18 protein-coding genes are annotated in these 23,466 nt (G+C 65.3%); 6 read left to right on the forward strand and 12 right to left on the reverse strand.

From position 1 onward, the window contains the following. Positions 1 to 38: 38 nt before the first annotated feature. On the forward strand, positions 39 to 3,464 hold the full coding sequence (locus PCO31110_RS04295) for an ATP-binding protein (RefSeq protein ID WP_168162945.1): 3,426 nt from the start codon (positions 39 to 41) through the stop codon (positions 3,462 to 3,464). Then, a complete protein-coding gene (locus PCO31110_RS04300) occupies positions 3,427 to 4,413 on the forward strand; it encodes a response regulator transcription factor (protein ID WP_246189717.1) in 987 nt (328 codons plus the stop codon). Before PCO31110_RS04295 ends, PCO31110_RS04300 begins: the two co-directional genes overlap by 38 nt. Before the next feature lie 65 nt (positions 4,414 to 4,478). On the opposite strand, the gene PCO31110_RS04305 is transcribed toward PCO31110_RS04300, so the two are convergent. Together PCO31110_RS04305 and PCO31110_RS04310 are read right to left on the reverse strand one after the other, a co-directional pair. Further along, positions 4,479 to 5,789, reverse strand: coding sequence for an MFS transporter (locus tag PCO31110_RS04305; RefSeq protein ID WP_010806716.1), 1,311 nt, complete (start codon positions 5,787 to 5,789; stop codon positions 4,479 to 4,481). Next, on the reverse strand, positions 5,786 to 6,976 hold the full coding sequence (locus tag PCO31110_RS04310; RefSeq protein WP_010806717.1) for a M20 aminoacylase family protein: 1,191 nt from the start codon (positions 6,974 to 6,976) through the stop codon (positions 5,786 to 5,788). Before PCO31110_RS04310 ends, PCO31110_RS04305 begins: the two co-directional genes overlap by 4 nt. A gap of 267 nt (positions 6,977 to 7,243) precedes the next feature. Here PCO31110_RS04310 and PCO31110_RS04315 point away from each other — a divergent pair, with 267 nt between their 5' ends. The 3 genes from PCO31110_RS04315 (at position 7,244) to PCO31110_RS04325 (ending at position 10,351) form a co-directional block, all read left to right on the forward strand. Then, a complete protein-coding gene (locus tag PCO31110_RS04315) occupies positions 7,244 to 8,164 on the forward strand; it encodes a LysR family transcriptional regulator (protein WP_150689696.1) in 921 nt (306 codons plus the stop codon). A 74-nt stretch (positions 8,165 to 8,238) separates the two neighbouring features. Then, a complete protein-coding gene (locus PCO31110_RS04320; protein WP_010806719.1) occupies positions 8,239 to 9,624 on the forward strand; it encodes a TAXI family TRAP transporter solute-binding subunit in 1,386 nt (461 codons plus the stop codon). A 133-nt stretch (positions 9,625 to 9,757) separates the two neighbouring features. Then, positions 9,758 to 10,351, forward strand: a complete 594-nt coding sequence (locus PCO31110_RS04325) for a GNAT family N-acetyltransferase (protein ID WP_010806720.1) — start codon at positions 9,758 to 9,760, stop codon at positions 10,349 to 10,351. Between the two features lie 13 nt (positions 10,352 to 10,364). Here the strand turns inward: PCO31110_RS04325 and PCO31110_RS04330 are convergent, their stop codons facing one another. From PCO31110_RS04330 to PCO31110_RS04375, 10 genes are all read right to left on the reverse strand, one after another. After that, a complete protein-coding gene (locus PCO31110_RS04330; RefSeq protein ID WP_010806721.1) occupies positions 10,365 to 11,102 on the reverse strand; it encodes a glutathione S-transferase in 738 nt (245 codons plus the stop codon). Positions 11,103 to 11,118: 16 nt separating this feature from the next. Then, positions 11,119 to 12,162, reverse strand: coding sequence for a diguanylate cyclase (locus tag PCO31110_RS04335; protein WP_010806722.1), 1,044 nt, complete (start codon positions 12,160 to 12,162; stop codon positions 11,119 to 11,121). A 13-nt stretch (positions 12,163 to 12,175) separates the two neighbouring features. Then, positions 12,176 to 13,183: a chemotaxis response regulator protein-glutamate methylesterase gene (locus PCO31110_RS04340; protein WP_150689697.1), complete on the reverse strand. Its 1,008-nt coding sequence runs from the start codon at positions 13,181 to 13,183 to the stop codon at positions 12,176 to 12,178. Next, positions 13,180 to 15,570 carry a hybrid sensor histidine kinase/response regulator gene (locus PCO31110_RS04345; RefSeq protein ID WP_150689698.1) on the reverse strand — a complete coding sequence of 797 codons (2,391 nt, stop codon included), beginning with the start codon at positions 15,568 to 15,570 and terminating at the stop codon, positions 13,180 to 13,182. The genes PCO31110_RS04340 and PCO31110_RS04345 overlap by 4 nt, the downstream gene beginning before the upstream one ends. Beyond that, positions 15,567 to 16,220, reverse strand: coding sequence for a chemotaxis protein CheW (locus tag PCO31110_RS04350; protein WP_150689699.1), 654 nt, complete (start codon positions 16,218 to 16,220; stop codon positions 15,567 to 15,569). Before PCO31110_RS04350 ends, PCO31110_RS04345 begins: the two co-directional genes overlap by 4 nt. Continuing rightward, positions 16,217 to 17,653, reverse strand: a complete 1,437-nt coding sequence (locus PCO31110_RS04355) for a CheR family methyltransferase (protein WP_150689700.1) — start codon at positions 17,651 to 17,653, stop codon at positions 16,217 to 16,219. The genes PCO31110_RS04350 and PCO31110_RS04355 overlap by 4 nt, the downstream gene beginning before the upstream one ends. Further along, positions 17,650 to 18,138: a chemotaxis protein CheW gene (locus tag PCO31110_RS04360; RefSeq protein WP_150689701.1), complete on the reverse strand. Its 489-nt coding sequence runs from the start codon at positions 18,136 to 18,138 to the stop codon at positions 17,650 to 17,652. The genes PCO31110_RS04355 and PCO31110_RS04360 overlap by 4 nt, the downstream gene beginning before the upstream one ends. A 35-nt stretch (positions 18,139 to 18,173) precedes the next feature. Next, on the reverse strand, positions 18,174 to 19,823 hold the full coding sequence (locus PCO31110_RS04365) for a methyl-accepting chemotaxis protein (protein ID WP_036663960.1): 1,650 nt from the start codon (positions 19,821 to 19,823) through the stop codon (positions 18,174 to 18,176). A gap of 176 nt (positions 19,824 to 19,999) precedes the next feature. After that, positions 20,000 to 20,842 carry a beta-keto acid cleavage family enzyme gene (locus PCO31110_RS04370; RefSeq protein ID WP_150689702.1) on the reverse strand — a complete coding sequence of 281 codons (843 nt, stop codon included), beginning with the start codon at positions 20,840 to 20,842 and terminating at the stop codon, positions 20,000 to 20,002. Continuing rightward, positions 20,839 to 22,182: an aspartate aminotransferase family protein gene (locus PCO31110_RS04375; RefSeq protein ID WP_010806730.1), complete on the reverse strand. Its 1,344-nt coding sequence runs from the start codon at positions 22,180 to 22,182 to the stop codon at positions 20,839 to 20,841. The genes PCO31110_RS04370 and PCO31110_RS04375 overlap by 4 nt, the downstream gene beginning before the upstream one ends. A gap of 264 nt (positions 22,183 to 22,446) precedes the next feature. Between PCO31110_RS04375 and PCO31110_RS04380 the strand changes: the two genes are divergently transcribed. Then, a complete protein-coding gene (locus tag PCO31110_RS04380; protein ID WP_150689703.1) occupies positions 22,447 to 23,379 on the forward strand; it encodes a MurR/RpiR family transcriptional regulator in 933 nt (310 codons plus the stop codon). Positions 23,380 to 23,466 lie beyond the last annotated feature (87 nt).

The following is a 23,466-nucleotide window of genomic DNA, read 5'->3' on the forward strand; positions in this document are numbered from 1 at the left end:
GCACCAATCCGGATCGTCTTCACGTCTTCATGGCCAAGATGCACCAAAGTTCAGTCAGCGCGCTCAGCACTCAGCGCATCGTGAAGGTGCGGCGGGATTACAACGCCTGGGTCGGCGACGAGACGCTGGAAGACTATGCGCTGCGCTTCACCCCGCGCTCGTTTCGCCGCTGGTCGGAATTACGCGTCGCGACCACGGCAATCGGCGGCGTGTCGTTTCTGGTGCTGGAGGCCATCGGCGGCAGCCTTGTCATCAATTACGGCTTCACCAACGCGGTCTGGGCCATCGCCGCCGTCTCGATCCTGATTTTCCTGACGAGCCTGCCGATCAGCTATTACGCGGCGCGCTACGGCGTGGACATGGATCTGCTCACGCGCGGCGCCGGCTTCGGTTACATAGGCTCGACGGTGACGTCGTTCCTTTACGCCATCTTCACATTCCTGTTCTTCGCGCTCGAAGCGGCCATCATGGCGCTGGCGTTACAGCTCTATTTCCACATCTCGCTGGCGCTCGCGTATGTCGTGAGTTCGCTCGTCGTGATTCCGCTGGTGATGTTCGGCATCACGCTCATCAACCGGCTGCAAAGCTGGACGCAGCCCCTGTGGATCGTGTTGTTCGTGTTGCCCTACGCCGCAGTGCTGTGGCACCACCCTGGGATGATGCGCGAGTGGACCACGTTCGCGGGATTCGCCCCGCAAGGCCGGGCGTTCAGTCTCATTGCGTTCGGGCAGGCGTCGACGGTCGTGTTCGCGCTGATCGTGCAGATCGGCGAACAGGTGGACTATCTGCGCTTTCTGCCGCCGCTGACGGCGCGCAACCGCAAGCGCTGGTGGCTCGCGCTATTGTCCGCCGGTCCGGGCTGGATCGTACCCGGTGCGCTGAAGATGCTCGGCGGCGCCTTCCTCGCATTCGTGGCGATCCAGCATGAAGTGGGTGTCGCACAAGCCGCGCAGCCCACGCAGATGTATCTCGTCGCGTATCACATCCTGCTCGATCCGGCAGGGCTGGCTAGCTGGGCGCTGCCGGCCATGACGCTTTTCGTCATCGTCTCGCAACTCAAGATCAACGTGACGAACGCGTATGCAGGATCGCTGGCCTGGTCGAACTTCTTTGCACGTCTCACGCACAGTCATCCGGGGCGCGTGGTGTGGCTCGTCTTCAACGTGATGATCGCGTTGCTGCTCGTGGAGATCGGTGTCTTCGAGGTGATCGGCAAGGTGCTCTCGCTGTATGCGAATGTCGCCGTGGCCTGGATAGGCGCGCTGTGCGCCGATCTCGTCATCAACAAACCATTGGGATACAGCCCGCGTCACATCGAGTTCAAACGCGCGCATCTCTATGATGTGAATCCCGTCGGGCTGGGCGCGATGTTGCTGGGCGTCGTGGCGGCCCTCACGGCCCGGGCCGGCGTCTTCGGCGAGCTTGGCGAGGCGATGTCGCTGTTCCTCGCCTTCGGCGTGGCGTTCGTCTGCGCGCCGATCATTGCCATCGCGACACGCGGCAAGTACTACCTCGCGCGCGAGCCGCAATCGACCGGCGACGCCGGATCGCTGCGCTGTGCGATCTGTGAGCACGCATTCGAGCCGGAGGACACGGCCCACTGTCCGGCATATGGCGGCACGATCTGCTCGCTTTGCTGCTCGCTGGACTCCCGCTGCCACGATCGCTGCAAGCCGCACGCGCGCTTCTCCGCGCAGGCCGATCGCGCATTGCACTCCGTGTTTCCGCGCCTGCGACTGGGGCCGGCCGCGTTGCGGCTCATTCGCTATGCGAGCCTCGTGCTGGCCATCCTTATCGTGTTGGCCGGCGTTCTGCTTCTGATCTGGTCGCAGAGTGTGGCGTCGATCAGCGCGGCGGAAGTCGGGGTCATAGGCAGCAGCTTCCTCAAGATCTTCTTCTCGCTCGCCCTCGTGGGCTGCATCGCGGCGTGGTGGTTCGTGCTGGAGCGCGAGAGCCGCCGCGTCACGGAAGAGGAATCGCAACGGCAGAACGAATTGCTGATGCAGGAAATCGAAGCGCACCAGAAGACCGACGAGGCGCTCAAGCGCGCGACCGCAGCCGCCGAGTCGGCGAATCAGGCCAAGAGCCGTTATGTATCGGGCCTCAGTCACGAACTACGGACGCCGCTCAACAGCATCCTCGGCTACGCGCAGCTTCTGATGCAGGCGAAGGAAGAACTGTCCCCAACACGCTACAACGCGGTTCGCACCATCCATCGCAGCGGCGAGCATCTGCTTGCGCTGGTCGACGGACTGCTGGACGTCGCGCGCATCGAGGCCGGCAAGCTGCAATTGAACATCACGAAAGTGTCGCTGACCGATTTCGTGTCTCACGTGTCGTCGATGATGAGTCCGTTGGCGATGGAAAAGGCGCTCGCCTTCGATGTCCAGACCGTCGGTCGAATTCCGGGAACGGTGAAGTGCGATCAGAAGTACCTCGGGCAGATTCTCACCAACCTGATCGGCAACGCGATTCGCTTCACGTCGGCAGGGACGGTGACGCTGCGCGTGAGTCACGCGCTGGACACGCTGAAGTTCGAAGTGATCGATACCGGACCCGGCATCGCCCCTGAGGAAATGGCGCGTCTCTTCCTGCCGTTCGAGCGCGGCGACGCCGCCCATGCGAACGATCACGGCGCGGGCCTCGGACTGACGATCTGCCGATTGCTCACGCATGCGCTCGGCGGCAGTCTGGACGCGCACAGCGAGGTCGGACGCGGCACGCGCTTCATCGTGAAACTCTTCGCACCGGCGGTGCGAAGCGCACCCGACGTCTACACCGAGTTGGCGGGCATTCGCGGGTACGCCGGTCCGCGCCGCACGATTCTGGTGGTGGACGACCTGGCCGATCAGCGGGGGATCGTCGTCCAACTGCTCACGCCGCTGGGCTTCGACGTGACCGAAGTCGCCAGCGGTCCCGACGCGTTGCGATGGCTCGGCACCCACACCGCCGACGCGATCATCATGGACATCTCCATGCCGTTGATGGATGGCTACGAAACCAGCCGCCTGATTCGCGAGAATCAGCTCTCGGAGGCGCCCGTCGTATTGCTCTCGGCCAACGCTTTCGCCGACGATCGCGAGCGTGCCGGCGCGTCCGGCTGCGCAGGCTATCTGGCCAAGCCGTTGCAGGTGAATCTGTTGCTCGACAAGCTCGCGCAACTGCTTTCGCTGGAATGGATTGCGTCGGAACCGACGGCGCCGCCCAGCCGGGCGCGGGCGGAAACATCGGCGGCGACGTCCGGCGCCATCCAGCTCGCGCTGCCCGAGGGGGTCTTGCAGCGTATCCGCGAGCATCTCGACGTCGGCTATGTGCAGGGGGTCGTCGAGCAACTCGACGAGGCGCGTCGCGTCCACCCGGCGTTGTCCGCCCAGATCGACACGCTACGCGCACTTGCCGAACGCTTTCAGCTAAGGGAACTTGAAAATGAGCTTGTCCACCTGCCCCGCGCCACCGGCGCATGACGTACGCACGGAGGCGAGCGACCCGCCGGAGTGGCTGGGAAACCGTCCTGTCGTGCTCATCGTGGACGACACACCCGACAATCTCGCCTTTCTCTCCGATACCCTGCAAGCGAACGGTTATGCGGTGCTCGTCGCGTTAAGCGGCGAGGCGGCATTGAAGTGTCTGTCGCGGGTCACGCCGGATGTCGTGCTGCTCGACGCGATGATGCCCGCGATGGACGGCTTCGAGACCTGCACGCGGATCAAACAGGACCCGCGTCACGAGCATCTTCCGGTCATCTTCATGACGTCACTGACGGAAAGCGAGCATGTCGTGCGTGGCTTTCGCGTCGGGGGTATCGATTACGTGACGAAACCCGTGCGCCCGGAAGAGGTGTGCGCGCGCATTGGCGCGCATGTGGTGCGCTCGCGCGCGCAATCCTATGCACAAGCGGCGCTCTCGCTCGACGCGCGCGCGGCGCTCATCGTCTCGGAGGACGGCACGATCCGCTGGCAGAGTCCTCAGGCGGCGCGGCAGATCGCGGCCTACGGGGCGACGCACGAGGACGTCGTCGAACCGCGTTTGCCTGCGCCATTGCTGCATTGGTTCGTAACCTGGCTTGCGCACGGCGCGCCGGCGGACGTCGTCCATGAATGCGTACTCGAGAACGTTCGCCGTTCCGCCACGGCTGCCCCGGCCCCGAAGAGCGGTGAGTGGATCGTCACGCTCACGGAAGCCGACGACACCGCTTACTGCACGGCGCTTGCCCTGCGCTTCGGCCTGACCGCACGCGAAGCCGAAGTGCTCCTGTGGGTGTCGCGCGGCAAAGCCAATCGCGACATCGGGGACATCCTCGGCATGGCGCCCCGCACGGTCAACAAGCACCTCGAACACCTGTTCCGAAAGCTCCACGTGGAAACCCGCGCGACCGCCGCCGCGCTGGTGGTGAAGGTCCTCGATCGGCGGTGAAGTCGGCCTTCATGCAGCGAGACTGATTGGCACGGCGTTCGCACGGGGCCACCTATCTCGGACGATTACTCGTCGAGCGCCTTGTTGCCGGTTTCCTCGAACATCGATACGGCGATGAGCGAGATGACCACGCAGGCGATCATGTACCAGGCCGGCGCCATCTTGTTGCCGGTCGTGCGAATCAGCCAGCCCGCGACGAGCTGCGCCGTACCGCCGAACACCGACACCGCGATGGCATACGCGCTCGACATGTAGCCCGCACGCAGATGCTTCGGGAAGTTCTCCGGCATCAGCGCGTAAGCCGGGGCCGAGCCCATCGTGTAGCAGAGCATCAGCACGATCAGGGCGGCAAGCACCACCGGCAGCGACGGGAAGTGCGTCATGATCCAGAACGCCGGATACAGCAGCACGATGAGCCCCACGCGCCCGGCAATCGTAAGCGGCTTGCGGCGGCCCATCTTGTCCGACAACGCGCCGTAGATCGGGCACATCACCAGCGAGATCGTGCTGGCGGCAACGCCGGCGAGCATCGACATCTTCGGCGGCAGGCCCAGGTACTGAATGCAGTACGTCGGCATGTAGTACATCATCACGTACGTCGACACCGACATCCCCATGATCGAGAAGATCGTGAGGAACCAGTTGCGCACGTACAGGCCATGCTTGGGATCGTCACGACCGGCAACAGTCTTCGGCTTCGGCGGCTCTTCCTGAATGTGACGGCGCAGGTAGATACCGACCGGCGCGATCAGCGTGCCCAGCAGGAACGGGATACGCCAGCCCCAGCTATGCATGGTGTCGTCCGAGAGCAGGAAGCCGAGGCTTGCGGCCAGCCCCGAGCCGAGCAGCGCGGCCGCGCCCTGGCTCGCCAACTGCCAGCTTGCACGGAAGCCACGGCTCTTCGCACCCCCCATTTCCAGCAGCGTGGCCGTCGCCGCGCCAAACTCGCCGCCTTGCGCAAAGCCTTGCAGCAAACGCGCCGCCACGATCAGCAGCGGTGCCGCCAGACCGATCTGCGCATACGTCGGCGCAAGGCCGATGGCCACCGAACCGAGTGCCATCAGACCGATGGTGAGCGTGAGCGCCGGCTTGCGCCCGGCACGGTCGGCATAGCGGCCGATCACGATGCCGCCCAGCGGGCGCATCACGAAGCCCACGGCAAACACGGCGAACGCGAGCAGCGACGACGTGATGGGGTCGTCCGCCGGGAAGAACTGCTTGCCGATGGTCAGCGCGAAATAGCTGTAGACCGTGAAGTCGAAGAACTCCAGCAGGTTGCCGATGACGGCGGCGAAAACGATCTTGCGCTGCTGCGCCGGGCTCATTGTCGACGGCTGTGCGCCGTCAACCGGGAACGATTGCGTTGCGATGCTCATGCGCGATCCTTGCTGAGAAAGCGTTCGACCAGTCGCGTCCAGAAGGCGGCCCCGATGGTCAGATTGTCGTCGTTGAAGTCGTACTTGGCGTTGTGCAGCATCGGCTTGCCTTCGCCGTTACCCAGGCGAATGAAGCAGCCCGGCACCTTCTGCAGGTAGTAGGCGAAGTCCTCGCTGCCCGCGATCGGCGGGAACGGCGAGATGATGTGCTCGGCACCGACCAGCGCTTCGGCCACGCCGCGCGCAAATTCCGTCTCTGCCTCGCTGTTCACCAGCACCGGATAACCGCGGATGTACTCGATGTCGGCGCTCGCGCCGTAGCCTTCCGTATGCGACGTCACCAGCGCGCGGATACGCGCTTCGAGCGTGGCGCGCACCTTCGCAGAGAACGAGCGCACGCTCAGTTCCATCGTGGCGTCTTCGGGAATCACGTTGGGGGCAAAACCGGCATGGAACGTGCCGACGGTGACCACTGCGGCTTCTGTCGGGTCGATATTGCGTGCGACCACGGTTTGCAAGGCCATCACGAGGCTGCTGCCGATCACCACCGGATCGATGGCCAGGTGCGGGCGCGCCGCGTGGCCGCCACGGCCGTGAATGCGGATCTTGACGGTGTCGCACGCGGCCATGAGCGGACCGGCGCGAAAACCGAACGTGCCCGTGGCCACGCCAGGGTGATTGTGCAGACCGAAGATCGCTTCGCACGGGAAGCGCTCGAACAGGCCGTCGGCAATCATCTGCTCGGCGCCGCTGTTCGAACCGGCTTCTTCCGCCGGCTGGAAAATCAAATGGACGGTGCCGTCGAAATTGCGCGTCTTCGCCAGATGTTGTGCCGCGCCGAGCAGCACGGTCGTATGGCCGTCATGGCCGCAGGCGTGCATCTTGCCGTCGTGCACGCTGGCATACGCGAGACCGGTCTGCTCGTGAATCGGCAGCGCATCCATGTCGGCACGCACCCCCACCGTGCGACCGCTCGTGCCCACGGTGAGCGAGGCCACTACGCCGTGACCGCCAACGTTACGCGTGACCTGATAACCCCAGCTCTCGAGCTTCTCCGCCACGTAGCGCGACGTGTCGACTTCCTCGTAGGACAGCTCGGGGTGTTGGTGGATATGGTGACGAATGTCGGCCAGTTGCTCGCGGGCATCGGCCAGATCACCCACTTCGCAATAGCGAATCTCGCTCATCGGGGACTCCTCATTTTTTTGAATATCGCGGAGTATTGCACCGACGAAAATCCCCACCCATGACGTAAACCACGGCAAAATGTTGCTCTCAAGTCAACAATTGGACTCGCTGTCACGATAGGTAAATACCGGCATCGACGGCACAAATCATTTCCAATTCAATGGCTTACAGAGAATCACCGGCGCATTGGACGCGTCCGGCGGCGGCCACCGGGTCAACGCCGGGGCGGACCGGCGTATTCGCTCGAACGTAACAGTGAAGCAAACATGGCAAACGCGTCGTGGATGGACGACATTGGCGAGCGTCCGCTCAAATATCTCGCCGAAATTGCCGCGACGGGCGGCGTGCGCATGGCCGCCGAAGCGCTGAGCGTGAATCCGTCCGTGGTCAGCCGGCAGGTCGCGGCACTTGAGCGGCGTCTGCGTTTCCCGTTGATCGAGCGGCGCGGACGCAATGTGAGCGTCACCGAGATCGGTCAGGTGCTCATCGACTATTACCGCGACGGTCAACGCCGTCAGCACGACCTGTCGGCGCGGCTGGAGGAATACCGGCATCTGAAGCGCGGCAGGGTCGCTATCGGGGTCGGGGAAGGTTTCATCGGCCGCCTGATCGCGCAGGCATTGCAACGATTCTCGATGAGCTATCCGGACATCCTCGTCGAGATTCGCTCCGGCCCGACGCCCGCGGTGCTCTCGCTGGTGCGCGACGACGTGGTGGATATCGGCCTGTGCGCGCGCTCGGCGGACGATCCCGCCATGCGCATACACCCGTTCGCACCGAAAGCCCTTTGCGCCGTGGTCGCGCCCACGCATCGCTTCGCCAGGATGACGAGCGTGCCGCCGTCGGAACTGGTGCACGAGCGGCTCATCTTCATGACCGAGGCGCACGGTGTGCAGCACTTCGTGCACTCGGTGCTCGACACGGCACGTCTGAACGTGACGCCCGCCTATCGCGTCGATCTGTTCAACACAGCGCAAACACTCGCGGCGGCGGGCCTGGGCGTGGCCTTCATGTCGGCCATTACGGCGCGGCGCGGCATCGAACTCGGCGAGTTGGTGGCCGTGCCCATCGACCACCCGATTGCGATGGGCTTCTCCAGCCAGATGATGACGCGCGTGGGACGGCGTCTGTCGCCCGCTGCCGACCACCTCTGGAAACAACTCGCGCAAAGCCTCGCACATCGCTGATTTGCCCGCGCGGCGTCGCCAGTTGCCGCGGATGGCGTATGATCGGCCGGGTGCTGGATATGCCTGCCTGTTAGATGACAACCGACTCGAACCCACCCGCCCACCGGCGACTCCGTGCGCGCTTCGTCGCCATTTCCTGGCGCGATCTCGCCGTGTCCTTCGGCCCCGTGGTGCTCATCGCGATTGCGGCCGTCTGGCTCGCGGTATGGCTCGTGAAACCAGCGCCGCCGCGCACCGTCACGCTCAGTGCCGGCCCGGAAGGCAGCTCCTTCTGGAACGCCGCACAACGCTACAAGACGATCCTCGCGCGCGACGGAATCACGCTCAACGTACTCACCTCCGAAGGCTCGCGCCAGAACGTCGAGCGGCTCGCCGACGAAACGCAGGATGTCGACCTCGGACTGGTGCAGGGCGGCGTATCGCAGGGTCTCGGCGTCGACGGTCTCGTGTCGCTCGGCAGCGTGTTCTACGCCCCGATCTCCGTGTTCTATCGCGGCGCGCGCGTGACCAAGCTCTCGGACCTGACGGGCAAGCGCATCGCCATCGGCCGCGAGGGCAGCGGCGCCCGAACGCTGTCGCTCACGCTGCTCAAGGCGAACGGCATCGAGCCGGGCGGTGCAACCACGCTCACCGCCTACGACGGACAAGAGGCCGCGCAAGCGCTGATCGACGGCCGTGTGGACGCCACCATGCTCACCGGCGACACCGCCACCGGGCCGACGATGGGCAAGTTGATGCGCACCCCCGGCGTGCATCTGATGGATTTCGCGCAAGCCGACGCGTACACGCGCCGCTTCACCTATCTGAATCAATTGACGCTACCGCGCGGGGTCTTCGATCTCGGACGCAATCTCCCGGCGCACCCGGTGCACGTCATCAGCCCGACAGTCGAACTCGTGGCGCGCGACAGCTTGCATCCGGCGCTGTCGGACCTGCTCATCGAAGCCGCCAAGGAAGTGCACGGCAAAGCCAATCTGTTGCAGCGAGCCGGAGAATTTCCGTCGGCGCAGGTGCATGAATTCCCGATCTCGGACGACGCCGCGCGCTACTACCAGTCGGGCAAGGGCTTCCTGTACCGGCATCTGCCGTTCTGGATCGCGAGCCTCGCCGACCGCATCGTCGTACTGCTCGTGCCGATCATCGTGGTGTTGATTCCGGCATTCCGGCTGGTGCCGTCGCTGTATAGCTGGCGCGTGAAATCACGGTTATATCGCTGGTACGGGGCGCTCATCGCATTGGAACGCGAAGCGCTGGCCAACGACGCGCACGTCGAGTACCGGAACCTTCGCCACCGGCTCGACGCCATCGAAGCCGCCGTCAATCGTCTGAAGATTCCGCTCGCCTACGCCGACCAGTTCTATGTGCTGCGCGAACACATCGGCTTCGTGCGTCAGCGCCTCGACACCATGAATGCAGAATCGAGCGCTGCCGGAGGCGAGGAAAGCGTGCAGGGCGCTTGAGCATCTCAAAGCAATGCTTATGCGATTCATAATCAGCACCAGCTTTTCTTATGAACGGACAAAGCGCAAACTGCTGACAGTCCTGGGCCGGAACACCGGCCCGTCGTGAAATTCAACGTCCTGGTCTGTTCGTATGCCGTCGTCCTCCTCACCTTCCTCCGCTCCCGGCGCACCGCAACGCGTCGGCGTCGAACTGGCGCGCAGCGCATGCACGGTGCGCGCCGTGTGCGACGAGGATCTGCCGGCCATCACGGCCATCTACGCCCATCATGTGCGTACCGGCACCGCATCGTTCGAGGAAGTGCCGCCCGACGAGGCCGAAATGCGCACCCGTTGCGCGAAAGTGCTCGACGCGGGGCTGCCGTATCTCGTCGCCGAGCGCGACGGCAAGCTGCTCGGCTACGCGTACGCCACGCATTACCGGCCGCGTTCGGCCTACCGCTTCACGCTGGAAGACTCCGTGTATATTGCCGCCGATGCGACCGGGCAGGGCGTGGGCCGCGCGCTGCTGCTCACACTCATCGCGCAGTGCGAAGGCGGTCCGTGGCGGCAGTTGATTGCCAACGTCGGCGACAGCGGCAACGCGGCATCGCTCGCCCTGCATACCGCGTGCGGCTTCGTGCAGGCGGGCGTGCTCAAATCCGTCGGCTTCAAGTTCGGCCGCTGGATCGACACCGTGCTCATGCAACGGCCGCTGAGCGCGGGCGACACAACGCTGCCGGCCTGACCCGCCCGCCGCGTCAAAACGGCGAGGCGCGATCCAGTTCCTTGTAGTGGCGGAAGATGCCGGTAGTGTTGAACGCGATGCGGCGCGATGACTTCAGATACGCCGCGATCCGCGGCACGCGCGCCACGGCGTCATGCGTCGCCTGACAGCGTGGAAACGCCTTGGCGAATTCCGACATCGCACGCGGGAACGCGTAACGCAGGCCCTCGACGACCTGAAACAGCGAAAGGTCGGCATACGACATTTCGCCTTCGGAAAGCCAGCCACCGGCGTGTGGGTTGTTCGCCAGCACGCGTTCGAAGTATTCGAAGAACTTCGGCAGACGGTAGTCGATCAGTTCCGCCGTGCGCTTGCGCGCTTCCGTGCGCTGATTACTGTAGTACAGACGACCCGCGATGGGATGGTGAGCGTCGTGCACTTCGGCCACGAGATCGGCCAGCGTCAGTTGCAACTGGTTGACCCAACGGCGCGCGCGGGGCGACGCGCCCACGAGGCCGAGCAACGGTCCGAGATACGCCAGAATGTTTGCCGTCTGCCCGATCAGTTCGTCGCCCACGCGCAGAAAGGGCGGCGCGAAGGGCGGGTCGGTGCACAGGGGATCGTCCATCGTGCGCAGCAGGCCGTCCATACCCTGACCGGGCGGCTCGCCCTGCACGATCTCGACATACGGCGTGCCGGTGGCCTCGAAGGCGAGGCGGACAAACTCGCCGCGCCCTTGCAGGCCCGGCCAATAGAACAGTTCGAAGGTCATGTCCCCCCCTCAGGCTTCAGGAAGCGCCCGGCTGCATCTCCACGCGATTCTTGCCCCGTTGTTTGGCGCGATAGAGCGCCAGATCCGCCGACTCGATCAACGACGTCGACGCCATGTGAGTGCGCGGAACCAACGCGGCGCCGCCGAGGCTGATCGTCACGTGGCGGCCGTTGGCCGAACCCACGTGGGGAATCGCCATCGCGTCGATCTGCGCGCGCACCTTCTCGGCGATGACTGCCGCGCCGTCGCCCGCCGTATTCGGCAGCACCATCACGAACTCTTCGCCGCCGAAGCGCGCGGCAAGATCGGCCGGACGCGACGCAGCATCGGCAATCGTGCTGGCAATGCGGCGCAGCACATCGTCACCCGCGATGTGGCCGTACGTGTCGTTATAGATCTTGAAGTTGTCGACGTCGATCATCAGCAACGCCATCTCGCGTTGCTCACGCAACGCGCGACGCCATTCCGCACCGAAATACTCGTCGAAATAGCGGCGGTTCGCCAATCCGGTGAGGCCGTCGGAATGCGTCAGCCGCTGCAACTCCAGATTCGTTTCCAGCAACTGCTGCTGACTCTCGCGTAGCGCACGATACGCCTCATCGCGCTGAAGCAGGTTCATGTACGAGCGCGAGTGGTAACGAATGCGGGCCACCAGCTCGATGGTGTCGGGCAGCTTCACCAGATAGTCGTTGGCCCCCGCCGCGAAGGCTTCGCGCTTGATCGTCGACTCTTCCTTCGTCGAGAGCACGATGATCGGAATGTCGCGCGTGAGCGGACTGGCGCGATACTGTCGTACCAGCGACAAACCGTCGGTGCCCGGCATCACGAGGTCCTGAAGGATCACGGTAGGACGCGTCTGTTCCGCCACGCGCACTGCGTCGTCGGGATTCGCGCAGTAGTGGAAGTCGATATTCGGCTCGTTGGCCAACGCTCGCCGGATCGCTTCGCCGACCATCGCCTGATCGTCGACGAGCAATACCATCGCCGACGAATCGTTCAGGCTACTCGCGGCGCCAAGCGTTTGCTCCACCGGCTTCGGTTGACGTGGGGTCGTCGTCATGATTTACGTCCTGTCATACAGTTCCAAACAACGCCACCAATTGTGGCGCAATGGTCGGTAGCGCCAGAATCTCCGACGCCGCGCCCGCTTCGGCTGCCGCTTTGGGCATGCCGTACACGGCGCTCGTCGCGCGATCCTGAGCGATCGTAATAAAGCCTCGCGCGCGCATGGCGCCGAGCCCGGACGCACCATCGCGCCCCATGCCCGTGAGCAGCACGCCCACCGCGCTCGAGCGCCAGTTCTCGGCCACGCTTTGCAGGAAGACGTCGATGGACGGCCGATACACGGCATCCTTGGGATCGTCGGTATACACGCAACGGCCGCTCGCCTCGACACGCAGATGACGATTGCCGCCCGCGAGCAGCACCACCCCCGTCGCCGGGCGCTCGCCCGCCTGCGCCAGACGCACGGTGAGCGGTGTTTGCTGATCGAGCCAGGTCGCCATGCCGGGGGTAAACGCATCGTCCACATGCTGTACGACGATCACGCCCGCGGCAAAGTTCGCGGGCAGCCGTCCAAGCAGCGTGGCGAGCGCGGCCGGCCCGCCAGCGGACGCACCGATGGCCACCAGCGCGTCGGTACTCGTAGCGGCGACGGGTGCGATCACGGGTTGCGGCACCCGCGCGTCGGCCTGCTGCGCAGCAATGGCGTCGATCTTCGCGAGCAGCGACGACGCCGGGCGCGCCAGATCCGACGCCCCGAGCACCGGCGTGTCGACGGCGTCCACGGCACCTGCCCCCATCGCGTCGAACACGAGGCTCGCATGATGGCCGACGTCCGAGGTCACGATGAGAACCGGACAGGGCGTGCGGCGCATGATCTCGCGTGTGGCGGCCACGCCGTCCATCACCGGCATGACAAGATCCATCAGCACGAGATCCGGCGGCACAGGTGCGCACATCGCCACCGCCTGCGCGCCGTCGTGCGCCACCCAGGCCACGTCGAATCCCGGGCGTTGCGCGAGCGTGCGGCGCAGCGCTTCGACGGCGATGATCGAATCGTTCACGATCCCGATTTTCATGAGCCCGACTCCCCGATGAGATCCACCACGGCACGCAGCAGCGTGTCGTCGTGGAAGCTGCCTTTCGCAAGGTAATAATCCGCGCCCGCGTCGAGTCCGCGCTGGCGATCTTCCTCGCGATCCTTGTATGAAACGATCATGACCGGTACATCGGCAGTGCGTGCGTCGCGCTTGATGAGCGAGACCAGTTCGATGCCGTCCAGGCGCGGCATGTCGACGTCCGTAATCACCATGTCGAAGGTTTCGCTGCGCACGGCATTCCAGCCATCCATGCCGTCGACGGCCACGCTGACGTCGTAGCCGCGCGCGGCGAGCAGTTTACGCTCGAGTTCGCGCACGGTCAGCGAATCGTCGACGACCAGCACGCGCTTGCGGCCGCGCCCGCTCGCCTGTGCGGCTCTCACCGGCAGCCGTTCGAGCGACCCCATCTCCACGGCCTTCGCAATCGAGCGCACCAGATCGGCCGTGTCGATGATGAGCAGCGGCGAGCCGTCTTCGGTGAGCGCACCGGCAGCGATGTTGGGCACCTTGCCCAGCCGCGTATCCAAAGGCTGTACAACGAGCATACGTTCGCCGAGGAATTTATCGACGGTCAAACCGTAGCGCGCATCGCCCTCGCCGAACACGACCACCGGCTGGTCTGCGGCCGCCGCAACAGGTTCGCTGCCGCACAGCACCTGCTGCGCACTCACCAGCCCGATCTGTTTGCCGTCCAGCGTAAAGTGCGGGCGGCCTTCGAGCATGGCGATATTCTCCTGTGGCAGCGCCAACGTGCGCGACAGACTCGCCAGCGGCAGCGCATACGGCTCGCCGTCGATCTCGACCAGCAAGCTGCGCACCACCGACAGCGTCAGCGGCAATTGCAGGATGAACTTCGTGCCGCGCCCCGGCGCATGCTCGATACGCACCGTGCCGCGCACCAGCGCCGCCATGGCCCGTACCGCATCGAGGCCGACGCCTCGGCCCGAGACATCCGTCACTGTATCGCGCAGCGTGAAGCCGGGCAGCATCAGGAATTCGAGCAGTTCGTTGTCGTCGAGCTGCTGCGCGGTGTCTTGCGCAACCAGCCCGCGTGCGATGACCGACCGCCGCACGCGCTCGAGATCGATACCTGCGCCGTCGTCGGCCACGCTCACGAGCAGCAGACCCGCGCTGTGCCGCGCACTCAGCGTGATGACACCCTCGGCAGGTTTGCCTGCCGCAGCACGCTCGGCCGGGCTCTCTAGTCCGTGGTCGACGGCGTTGCGCAGCAAATGGCCCAGCGGCGCTTCGAGCTGATCGAGAATGTCGCGGTCGACTTGCGTGTCTGCGCCGCGAATTTCCAGCCGCGCCGGTTTGCCGAGCGCGCGGCCCAGATCGCGCACCATGCGCGCGAATCCGCCCAGCCGGTCGTCGAGCGGCCGCATACGGCAAGCGAGCGCTTCGTCGTATAACCGCTGCGACAGTTGTGTCGAGCGCCGGTCGAACTGGTCAAGTTCGTGGATCTGCTCGGCCAGCAACGATCCGCCTACACCGAGTGCACGTCGCAGATCGGCCAGTGCCGCGAGAAGCTGCTGACGATCTTCGTCGGAACGATCTGCCGCTCGCGCGAGCGCCGAGCTTACCCGGTCGAGCGCATCGCCCGCTTCGTGTTGGTGCCGCTTGAGCCGTTGCAGCGATTGCGCAAACGGCTGCGACCAGCGCGAGGCCACCAACGCCTCGCTCGACAGCCGCAATAGCCGGTTCAGGCTATCGGCCGATACGCGCAGCGCGCGCGAGGCGTGATCCGTACCTTCATCGTCTTCTCGCGCGTGATATTCGGGGTCGGCGGGACGAGTATCGCGCGTGTCGTGCGACGCGGGGGCAAGCGGCGGCTCCTCCGTCCCCCCAGGCACCGGCCCGGACACAACGGATGGCTGCGCCGTCTCCATGCCATAGCTGGCGTAATCGAACGACTCGGGCGCGTGTGAGGTGGCAGCTTCCGGCGTCGCACCGCTCGTCAGCGTGGCGAGTTGTTCGGTGAGTGCGGAAACGAAGGTGTCGATCTCTGCCTTGCCGGCGCCTTGCGCCCAGAGCGCATCGCGGCCCGGCGGATGCGCCAGCCGCATAAGCAGATCCACGCCCTGCAGCAGGCGGTCGATGATCGCCACATCAAGAACCAGCGCGCCGCGTTGCGCCGCCACGAAGGCATCTTCGAGCACATGCGCGAGCGAGACGCCGGCCTCGATGCCAACGATGCGCGCCGCGCCTTTGAGCGAGTGCGCCGCGCGCATGCAGGCTTCGAGGCGCGACGCGTCGGCTGGTGTTCGCTCCAGCGCCAACAGCCCATCGCCAAGCACTTGCGCCTGCGCCTCAGTCTCCATACGGAACAGGTCGAGCAATGTGGCGTTCTGCAGATCGTCGCTCATGCGAGACTCCGGTCGAACGCCGCACCAACGCGCAACGGATCGAGCACGCCAACGACATGTTCGCGCCAGCGCAGTACCGCGACGGCGAAACCGTCGGTCGCACCCAGCGTCGTAGCAGGCACAGACCCCATTGCCGTTTTTGCCGGTGTGACGGTGCCGTGGACTTCCGTCACGGGAAACACACTCAGATGGTGACCATGACGCAGTGCCAGCAGACGCGACGTACTCGTGCGCAAGAGACTCGAGGGCGCGGCCTGAGCTTTCGGTGCGGGTTGCACACCGAGCAGTTTCTCCAACGACAGGCAAGGCACCAGCGCGCCACGCAAGTTGACCAGCCCAAGCAGGGCTCGCTGACGATGCCCCGGCACCGAATGCCAGGCACGCATCGGCGCCACCTCTTCGATGGTCGAGGCAGGTAACGCCAGCCATTCGTCGGCTACACGGAACAGCAGCAGCGACGGGCCGCGCGCCGCTTCGTCCTCACCGGGAACGGCGCGCCAGGGCGATGGGTCGACGGGCACGACCGGCAACCGGTCGAGCAACTCGGCCGCCTGCCGATGCAAGGCATGCGTGTCGGCGTTCAGCCTGAGATTCGGGTCGCGCTCGCCGGGGGCAAGACCGGTCTCACGCGCGATTTCGCGATTTGTCATCGATGTCGAGTCCCATCGCGATGTGCGTGGTCATGAGGTTCGGTGGCCGAGGCGCCAGCCGTGCCTGCCGTGCTTTGTATGCGTTCGGCGCGTTCGAGCATCCGTTTGGCACCGTCAGCGTCGCCTCGCGCATCGAGCTGCGCAGCACAATGCACGAGCGCTTCGTAATGTGCCGGATCGAGATACAACGCGCGACGGTAGTGAATGAGCGCCCCTTGCGCGTCGCCGCGCGCGTCTTCGACCAGTCCGAGCAAATATTCCGCCTGCGCATTGGCACGCTCCGTCGCGAGCACGTGGCGGCACAACGCCGCCGCGCGGACGAAATCGCCCGCATCGGCAGCAACGCGCGCCTGCTCGAGTTGTTCGCGAATGTCGGCGGTGGCGGCAACGCTCGGCACAACTGGCGGGGTCACCGGTGGCGTTGGTGGCAACGGCACGAAGGCGCGGGCGGGGCCGGCGGGCGCCACGCGAATCGCCGGCGTGCGCCGTTGCGCAGCCGCATCGACGGGACTCACCGGCAGTGCCGTATTGAACGAGCCGAGTGTCCCGGCGATATGAGATATGCCGGCGGACGAGGGCGCCACATCGCTCACGGGCCCGGTTGCACGGAACGAAAACGCCTGTACGTGCCCGGTCGACGTCATCCCGTTGCTGGTCAGCGTGCCGCCTTCGGCCGGTCCGGCGAAGAGCGTCGCGCCCAGACGCATGAGACGCAAGAGCGCGGCAATCGCACGGCACTGGCCCTCGCGGTCGAAATAGATCAACACGTTACGGAAGAACACGAAGTCGAACGTGCCAAGCCGGTCGGCGAGCGACGCGTCGAACAGATTGCCCGAATGCCAGCGCACCTGCGTACGCAGTGCATCGACGATGCGAAAGCTGTCGTCTTCCTTCGTGAAATAGTGCTCGCGAAACTGCATCGATGCGGGCGGCCCGCGAAATGAATTGCGCCCGTATACCCCCTCGCGGGCCACGGCGAGCGCACGTTCGCTGATGTCGAGCGCGTCGACGGTGAATTCATTCGCGGCGAAGCCAGCGTCCAGCATCGTCATGGCGATGGAGTACGGCTCCTCACCGGTGGCACAGGGCAGACTCAACAGTCGTAACGCCTGCCCCTCGCGCATCGTCCCGCTTCGTGCATTTCGTTCGTCGCGCGCCATTTGCGCCAGTGCCGTGAAGGCGTCGCGGTGACGGAAGAACCAGGTCTCGGGCACCACCACCGCTTCGATCAGTGCCTGAAGCTCCTGCGGCGATTGTTGAAGTTGCTGCCAGTACTGCGAATAGGAGGACGCATCGTGCAAGTCATGCAGGTCGGGCGACAGCGCGGCGAGCCGGGCACGCACGGCGCGCTCGATGGCATTCGCCCCGAGCGTTTGTGCGTCGAGGCCCATGGTGTCGCGCAGCAAACGTTCGATGTTTCGCACATGGCTCATGACGACGCCTCCGGCGCTTCGGCCAAGGCGTCGCGCGACGCATCGAACAGCAACGCGCGCGCTTCGTCGGTGAGCAATTGATCGACGCGCACCCACTGCACGAGTCCCTCATCGGTATCGAGCACCGGGCCGAGGTAGCGGCCTTCGGGCAGATCGACGCCGCTTGCCTGGAAGGCTGAAGCGTCGGCACGCAGCATATCCGTCGCGCGCTCGACGAGGATGCCGAGGCGACGCGCGTTGGGGCCGGGCGCCGGGTAGTGCACGAGTACCAGACGCGTCGACCGGCGCTCGGGCGCTCCCGCGCCGGTGGCGAGCCGCGTCAGATCGATGACGGGCACCGGCTCGCCGCGATAGCTGAACGCCCCCGCCACCCAGGCCGGTGCGGCGGGCATGCGCTTGAGCGCGAGCCACGGCAGCACCTCGGCCACATGTTGGGCTTCGATGACGTAATGATCGGTCGCGATGGCGAAACGCAGGAACAACATGGCGATGTCCGCGAATGACGAAGAGGGCCGTTACTTCACACCAGCCCCGAGGGCGGCAGGGCCAGCACCTTGAAGCGCGACACGCCGCTCTTGAGGCCGTTGGCGACGTGATTGAGTTCTTCGATGGCCTGGCTCGACTGTTGCAGCGATTCGGCCGTCTGCTGTGCCGCCTCGGAGAGCTGCACCAGCGCCTGATTGATCTGTTCGGCACCGGTGGCCTGCGCCTGCATGCCCTCGTTGACGACCTGGAAGCGCGGCGGCAACGTCTGCACCTGCGCAATGATTTGTGCGAGCTGATCGCCGACCTGACGCATCTCGTCCATGCCGCGCCGCACTTCCTCGGCGAACTTGTCCATGCCCATCACGCCGGCCGACACCGCCGACTGGATCTCCTTGATCATCTGCTCGATGTCGTAGGTGGCGACAGCCGTCTGGTCGGCCAGACGCCGGATCTCGGTGGCCACGACGGCAAAACCGCGTCCGTACTCGCCTGCCTTCTCGGCCTCGATGGCTGCGTTGAGCGAGAGCAGGTTGGTCTGGTCGGCAACCTTCGTAATCGTGGTGACGACCTGATTGATGTTGCCCGCCTTCTCGTTGAGGATGCCCAGCTTGCCATTGACCGAGCCCGCCGCGTCCATCACATGGCGCATGGCGTCTTCCATGCGCGTGAGGCCGACGTGGCCGGTGCCCGCGAGCGAAGCTGCGTGGTTGGCCACCCCCGCCACTTCGGTCATGGTGTGCGCCAGATCGCGCGACGTGGCGAAGATCTCGCGCGACGTCGCGCCGATCTCCGTCGTGGTCGCCGCCGTCTCCGACGCCGTGGCCTGCTGCTGACGCGACGTGGCGGCAATCTCGGTCACCGACGTCGTCACCTGCAACGCCGACTTCTGCGCCTGCCCGACGAGCCCCGTCAACTCATCCGTCATCCGGTTGAAACCGGATTCCAATGCGCCGAATTCGTCGCGGCGCGCCAGATCGAGACGCTTGGTCAGATCGCCCGAGCGCATGATTTCCAGAATCTGCATCACGCTTGCGAGCGGCACGCTGATCGCCCGGAACAGCAACCAGCCGCACAACACCGCGCACCCCAATGCCACGGCCAGCGTGATGAGCAATGTCGCCTTGGCCGCCCTCACCGCTTCGGCAATGTTGCGAGTCGACTCGTCGGCGAAGGTCTTGTTGGTGTCGACCAGGCGCTGGATGGCGGAGCGCCCGCGCCCCCATTCCGGCAGGAGCTGATCCGATAGCATCGCGCGCGCGGCGGGCATCTGGCCATCGCTCACCAGCTTGAGCACCTGATTGCTGATGCGGCCGTATTGCTGGCGAATACCGCTCACCTCGTCGTACTGCATGCGATCGACAGCGCGGTTGACGGTGGTGGCGTAGTCCTTGATCCAGCCATCGATCGTCGTATCCGCAGTACGAAGCGCGTCGAGATCGATCGCGCGGGTCTTGTCGTTCTCGTCGATGGCCACGACTTGCTGGAGCAACTGGTAGCTCTCGAACCAGGCGCCGCGCAGCATTGTGCTGTAGTACAGCCCCGGCGTGGAATCGGTCTCCACGCTGTGCGCCTCCTGCTCGATGGCCGCCAGCCGGGTATAGGCGACGCCCGCCATAAGAGCCATCAGGGCCAGGATCAGGCCAAAACTGGCCAGAATGCGATGTCGGATCGACCAGTGTTTCACGCCGCGCTCCCGTTCGTTGTTCACGCCCGGTGCCGGGGGAGGGCGACGCGGGCCTCTTTGAGGTTACGCCGATTCTATTACAGCGGCCCGGCCGGGCAACGCCGGTCAGGCCATGTATTTGGGTTTATTTTCGATTTCGGCGGACCGGCCAATGCAAGCGAGGCTCGGGCCTGCGCTCAGCGGGTGAGGTCGCGCAAGGCGTCCGCCGTCATGGGGACGAGCGAGAGCGGGGTTGCCGCCGCAGTCAGTGCTGCGAGCGACGCCGCGTTGTCCGGCGAAACGCTGCCGTCCGGCAGGTGGAGATTGTTTTCGAAGCCGATGCGCGCGTGGCCGCCCTGCAACACTGCCGCCAGCGCGCACTCGGCCTCGCGCGGGCCAAAGGCGCACATCGCCCAAGGGGGGGCGGCGGCAGCTTCGCCCAGCGCTTGCACGCCGTTCTGCCAGGCCGAGAGAAACGGCAGCAGATCGGAGGGCGACGACAACTGCCCCTTGCTGTACCGGCCCAGCACGAACAACACCCAATGGCGGCCCGCCCGGATCGCCCCGCTCGCGCGCAGACGCCAATAGTGCGCCACGTCTTCGGTGTCGTACAGGATGTATTGCGCGGTGATGTTCTCCTGCCAGAGCCACGAGAAGAACGCTTCGGCCGCCGGCGCGTGCGCCGCATCGGGCGACACTTCGCGCAATGCCACCGAAATCGCTTCGGGATGCAGCGCGTACACGGTCGCGATCTGCTGCGCCGGCGAATAGATACCTACCGCCTCGGTCGTCACCTGCAATACGAGTTCGTTGCCCACGGCTCGCTGCACGGCGGCGATGCCGGCCGTGTAGTCCGGCACTTCGAGACTGTGCGTGCCGTCGGCCTTGCGCACGTGCAGGTGGATCATCGCCGCGCCGGCGTCCAGACACGCCTTCGCGCACGCGCCAAGGGCTTCCGGCGTCATGGGCAGCGCGCGATGGTCGACATGCGTGCGACGCGCGCCGTTGGGCGCCACAGCCAGGGCAAAGGCTCGCGTCATGCGGCACCTGCGGCTTTCACGCCGGTGACATCGGCCACCGCCAGCGCCAACCGTTCGACGATGCGATCGATGTCGTCCGGCCCGCAGATGAACGGCGGCGCGATCAGCGCATGGTCGCCATGCACGCCGTCGACCGTCCCGCCCATCGGATAGATGAGCAACCCGCGCTCCTTGGCGGCGGCCTTCAGACGCGCATGGGTCTTGTCAGCCGTAGGCAGCGTTTGCTTGGTGGCACGCTCGGCCACGAATTCGACACCGACGAAAAGCCCCCGGCCGCGTATGTCGCCCACGTTCGGGTGATCGGCGAAGACTTCGCGCAGACGGGCGCGCAGTTGCTCGCCGCGCGTCTTCACGTTCTCCAGCAGATGCTCTTGTGCAATTGTGCGTTGCACGGCCAGCGCCGCCGCGCAGGCCATCGCGTGGCCCAGATAGGTATGACCGTGCTGGAAGAAACCCGACCCGCCGACCACGGCGTCGAATATCTTGTCGGAACACAGCATTGCCCCGATCGGCTGATAACCCGCGCCCAGCCCCTTGGCGATCACCAGAATGTCCGGCACCACGCCGTCTTCTTCACAAGCGAACAGATAGCCCGTGCGGCCCATGCCCGACATGACTTCGTCGAGCAGCAGCAGCACACCGTACTTGTCGCACACAGCGCGGATGCGCTTGAAGTAGTCGCCCACCGGCGGCACGGCACCGGCGGTGGCGCCCACGACGGTCTCCGCCACGAACGCGATCACCGTGTCGCCGCCGAGTTCGAGAATTTTCGCTTCGAGTTCGTCGGCCAGACGCTGCACGTACGTCGCATCGCTTTCGCCCTCGAACCGCTCGCGATACGCGAAGCAGGGCGAGACGTGGTGTGCCGGCACCAGCAGCGGGAGGAACGGCTCGCGTCGCCATGCGTTGCCGCCGATGGCCAGCGCACCGAGTGTGTTGCCGTGATAGCTCTGACGGCGCGCGATGAAATACCGGCGTTGTGGCTGTCCGATCTCGACGAAGTATTGCCGCGCCAGCTTGAGCGCCGCCTCCACGCCCTCCGACCCGCCGCTCACGAAGTACACGTGGTTCAGATCGCCGGGCGCGCTCGCGGCCAGCATGTCGGCCAGATGCTCGGCGACTTCCGTCGTGAAGAACGACGTATGCGCGTACGCCAACTGGGCCGCCTGCTGCTGCATCGCCTCGATCACACGGGGATGACCGTGCCCAAGACACGAGACCGCCGCGCCACCGCAGGCGTCGAGATAGTGCTTGCCGGTGCTGTCGATCAGCTCGATTCCCTGGCCGCCGACCGCGACGGGCAACGTTTGGCGCGGATTGCGGTGAAACACATGAGTCATGCCTGAACCCCTGACGGAAAGATGGTGCGTCGCGCGATGGCCCCAACCACCCGCATGCGAACAATGTCGCCAAGTGTAGGCGTATCTCCGCTCGTTTGCAACATATGTTTCATGCATTTTGTCGTCGCAACACTTCGCGCAATCCCCTGACCACCTTCGATGTCTCCGCGAAGCCCACGAGCATCGGGGGGAAAGCACGTGCGCGGCTGGGGCATTTCATGCAACAATCGTTACATTCTTTCGTTGCCGTGTTGCGATCCCCCAATGCCAGAAGCCCCAGCGCTGCCACAAACGCTCGATCAACTCAACGCGCAGTTGCGTGAGCGCTATCCCCAGCTCAGCCCGCAGTTTCAGGCGGGCGCGCGTTTCCTGCTCGATCATCCGCAGCGCGTACCGATCAGTTCGATGCGGGCAATTGCCGCCGAGGCCGGTGTCCAACCCGCCACTTTCGTGCGGCTCGCGCAACATCTCGGTTTCGAAGGCTGGCATGGCTTGCGTGAATTGTTTCTCGAATCGATCCGGCTCGGGCCGCAGCCGTATGCGAGTCGCGCACGTCAGGTGATTCGCGAAGGCGACGCTGCGCGCATGGTGCCCGAGATGTTCCGCGTGCAACACAACAACCTCGACCTGACCGAGGCAGGCGCCAATGCGTCGCTGGGCGCTGCCGTCGATCTGCTCGCCAATGCGGGCACCGTCCATGTGGCAGGCTTTCGCGCGTGCTTCCCCATCGCGTTCACGTTTCAGTACGTCTATCGGCTGTTCCGGCCGACGGTGCACCTGATTCGCGGCGAGGCCGGCACGTTGGAGATGGAGTTGCGCGCGCTCTCGGCGCGCGATGTGGTCGTCGTCATCAGCTTCGCACCCTATTCCAATGAAGCGCTGATTGTCGCCCGCGCCGCCCGGGCCGCCGGTGCACGCGTGCTCGCGCTCACGGATTCCACGGTCTCGCCGCTCGCCCTCGACGCCGACGTGACGGTGCTCTTCTCGCACGAAAGCCCGTCGTTCTTCCCCTCGATCACTGCGGGCATCGCCGTGGTGGAGACGCTTGTGGAAATGCTGCTCGCCCGCAAGGGGCGCGGCGCGGTGCGCGCGCTGGCGCTGGCCGAAGACCAGTTGCACGGCACCGGCGCCTACGTCAGGCCGGGCGCAGACGGCGACAGTGCTGCCAGCGGCGAGCGCGCCAAACCGGACGCGTGAGTTGTGACGTGCGCCAGCGACGCGCCGGGATGACTCCACGCGCAGTTTCTTTTATGATCGACGTGCTCCCTGCGGCCGGACCGTCGA

It is taken from the genome of Pandoraea communis (genome assembly GCF_902459745.1).
Classification (GTDB): Bacteria; Pseudomonadota; Gammaproteobacteria; order Burkholderiales; family Burkholderiaceae; genus Pandoraea; species Pandoraea communis.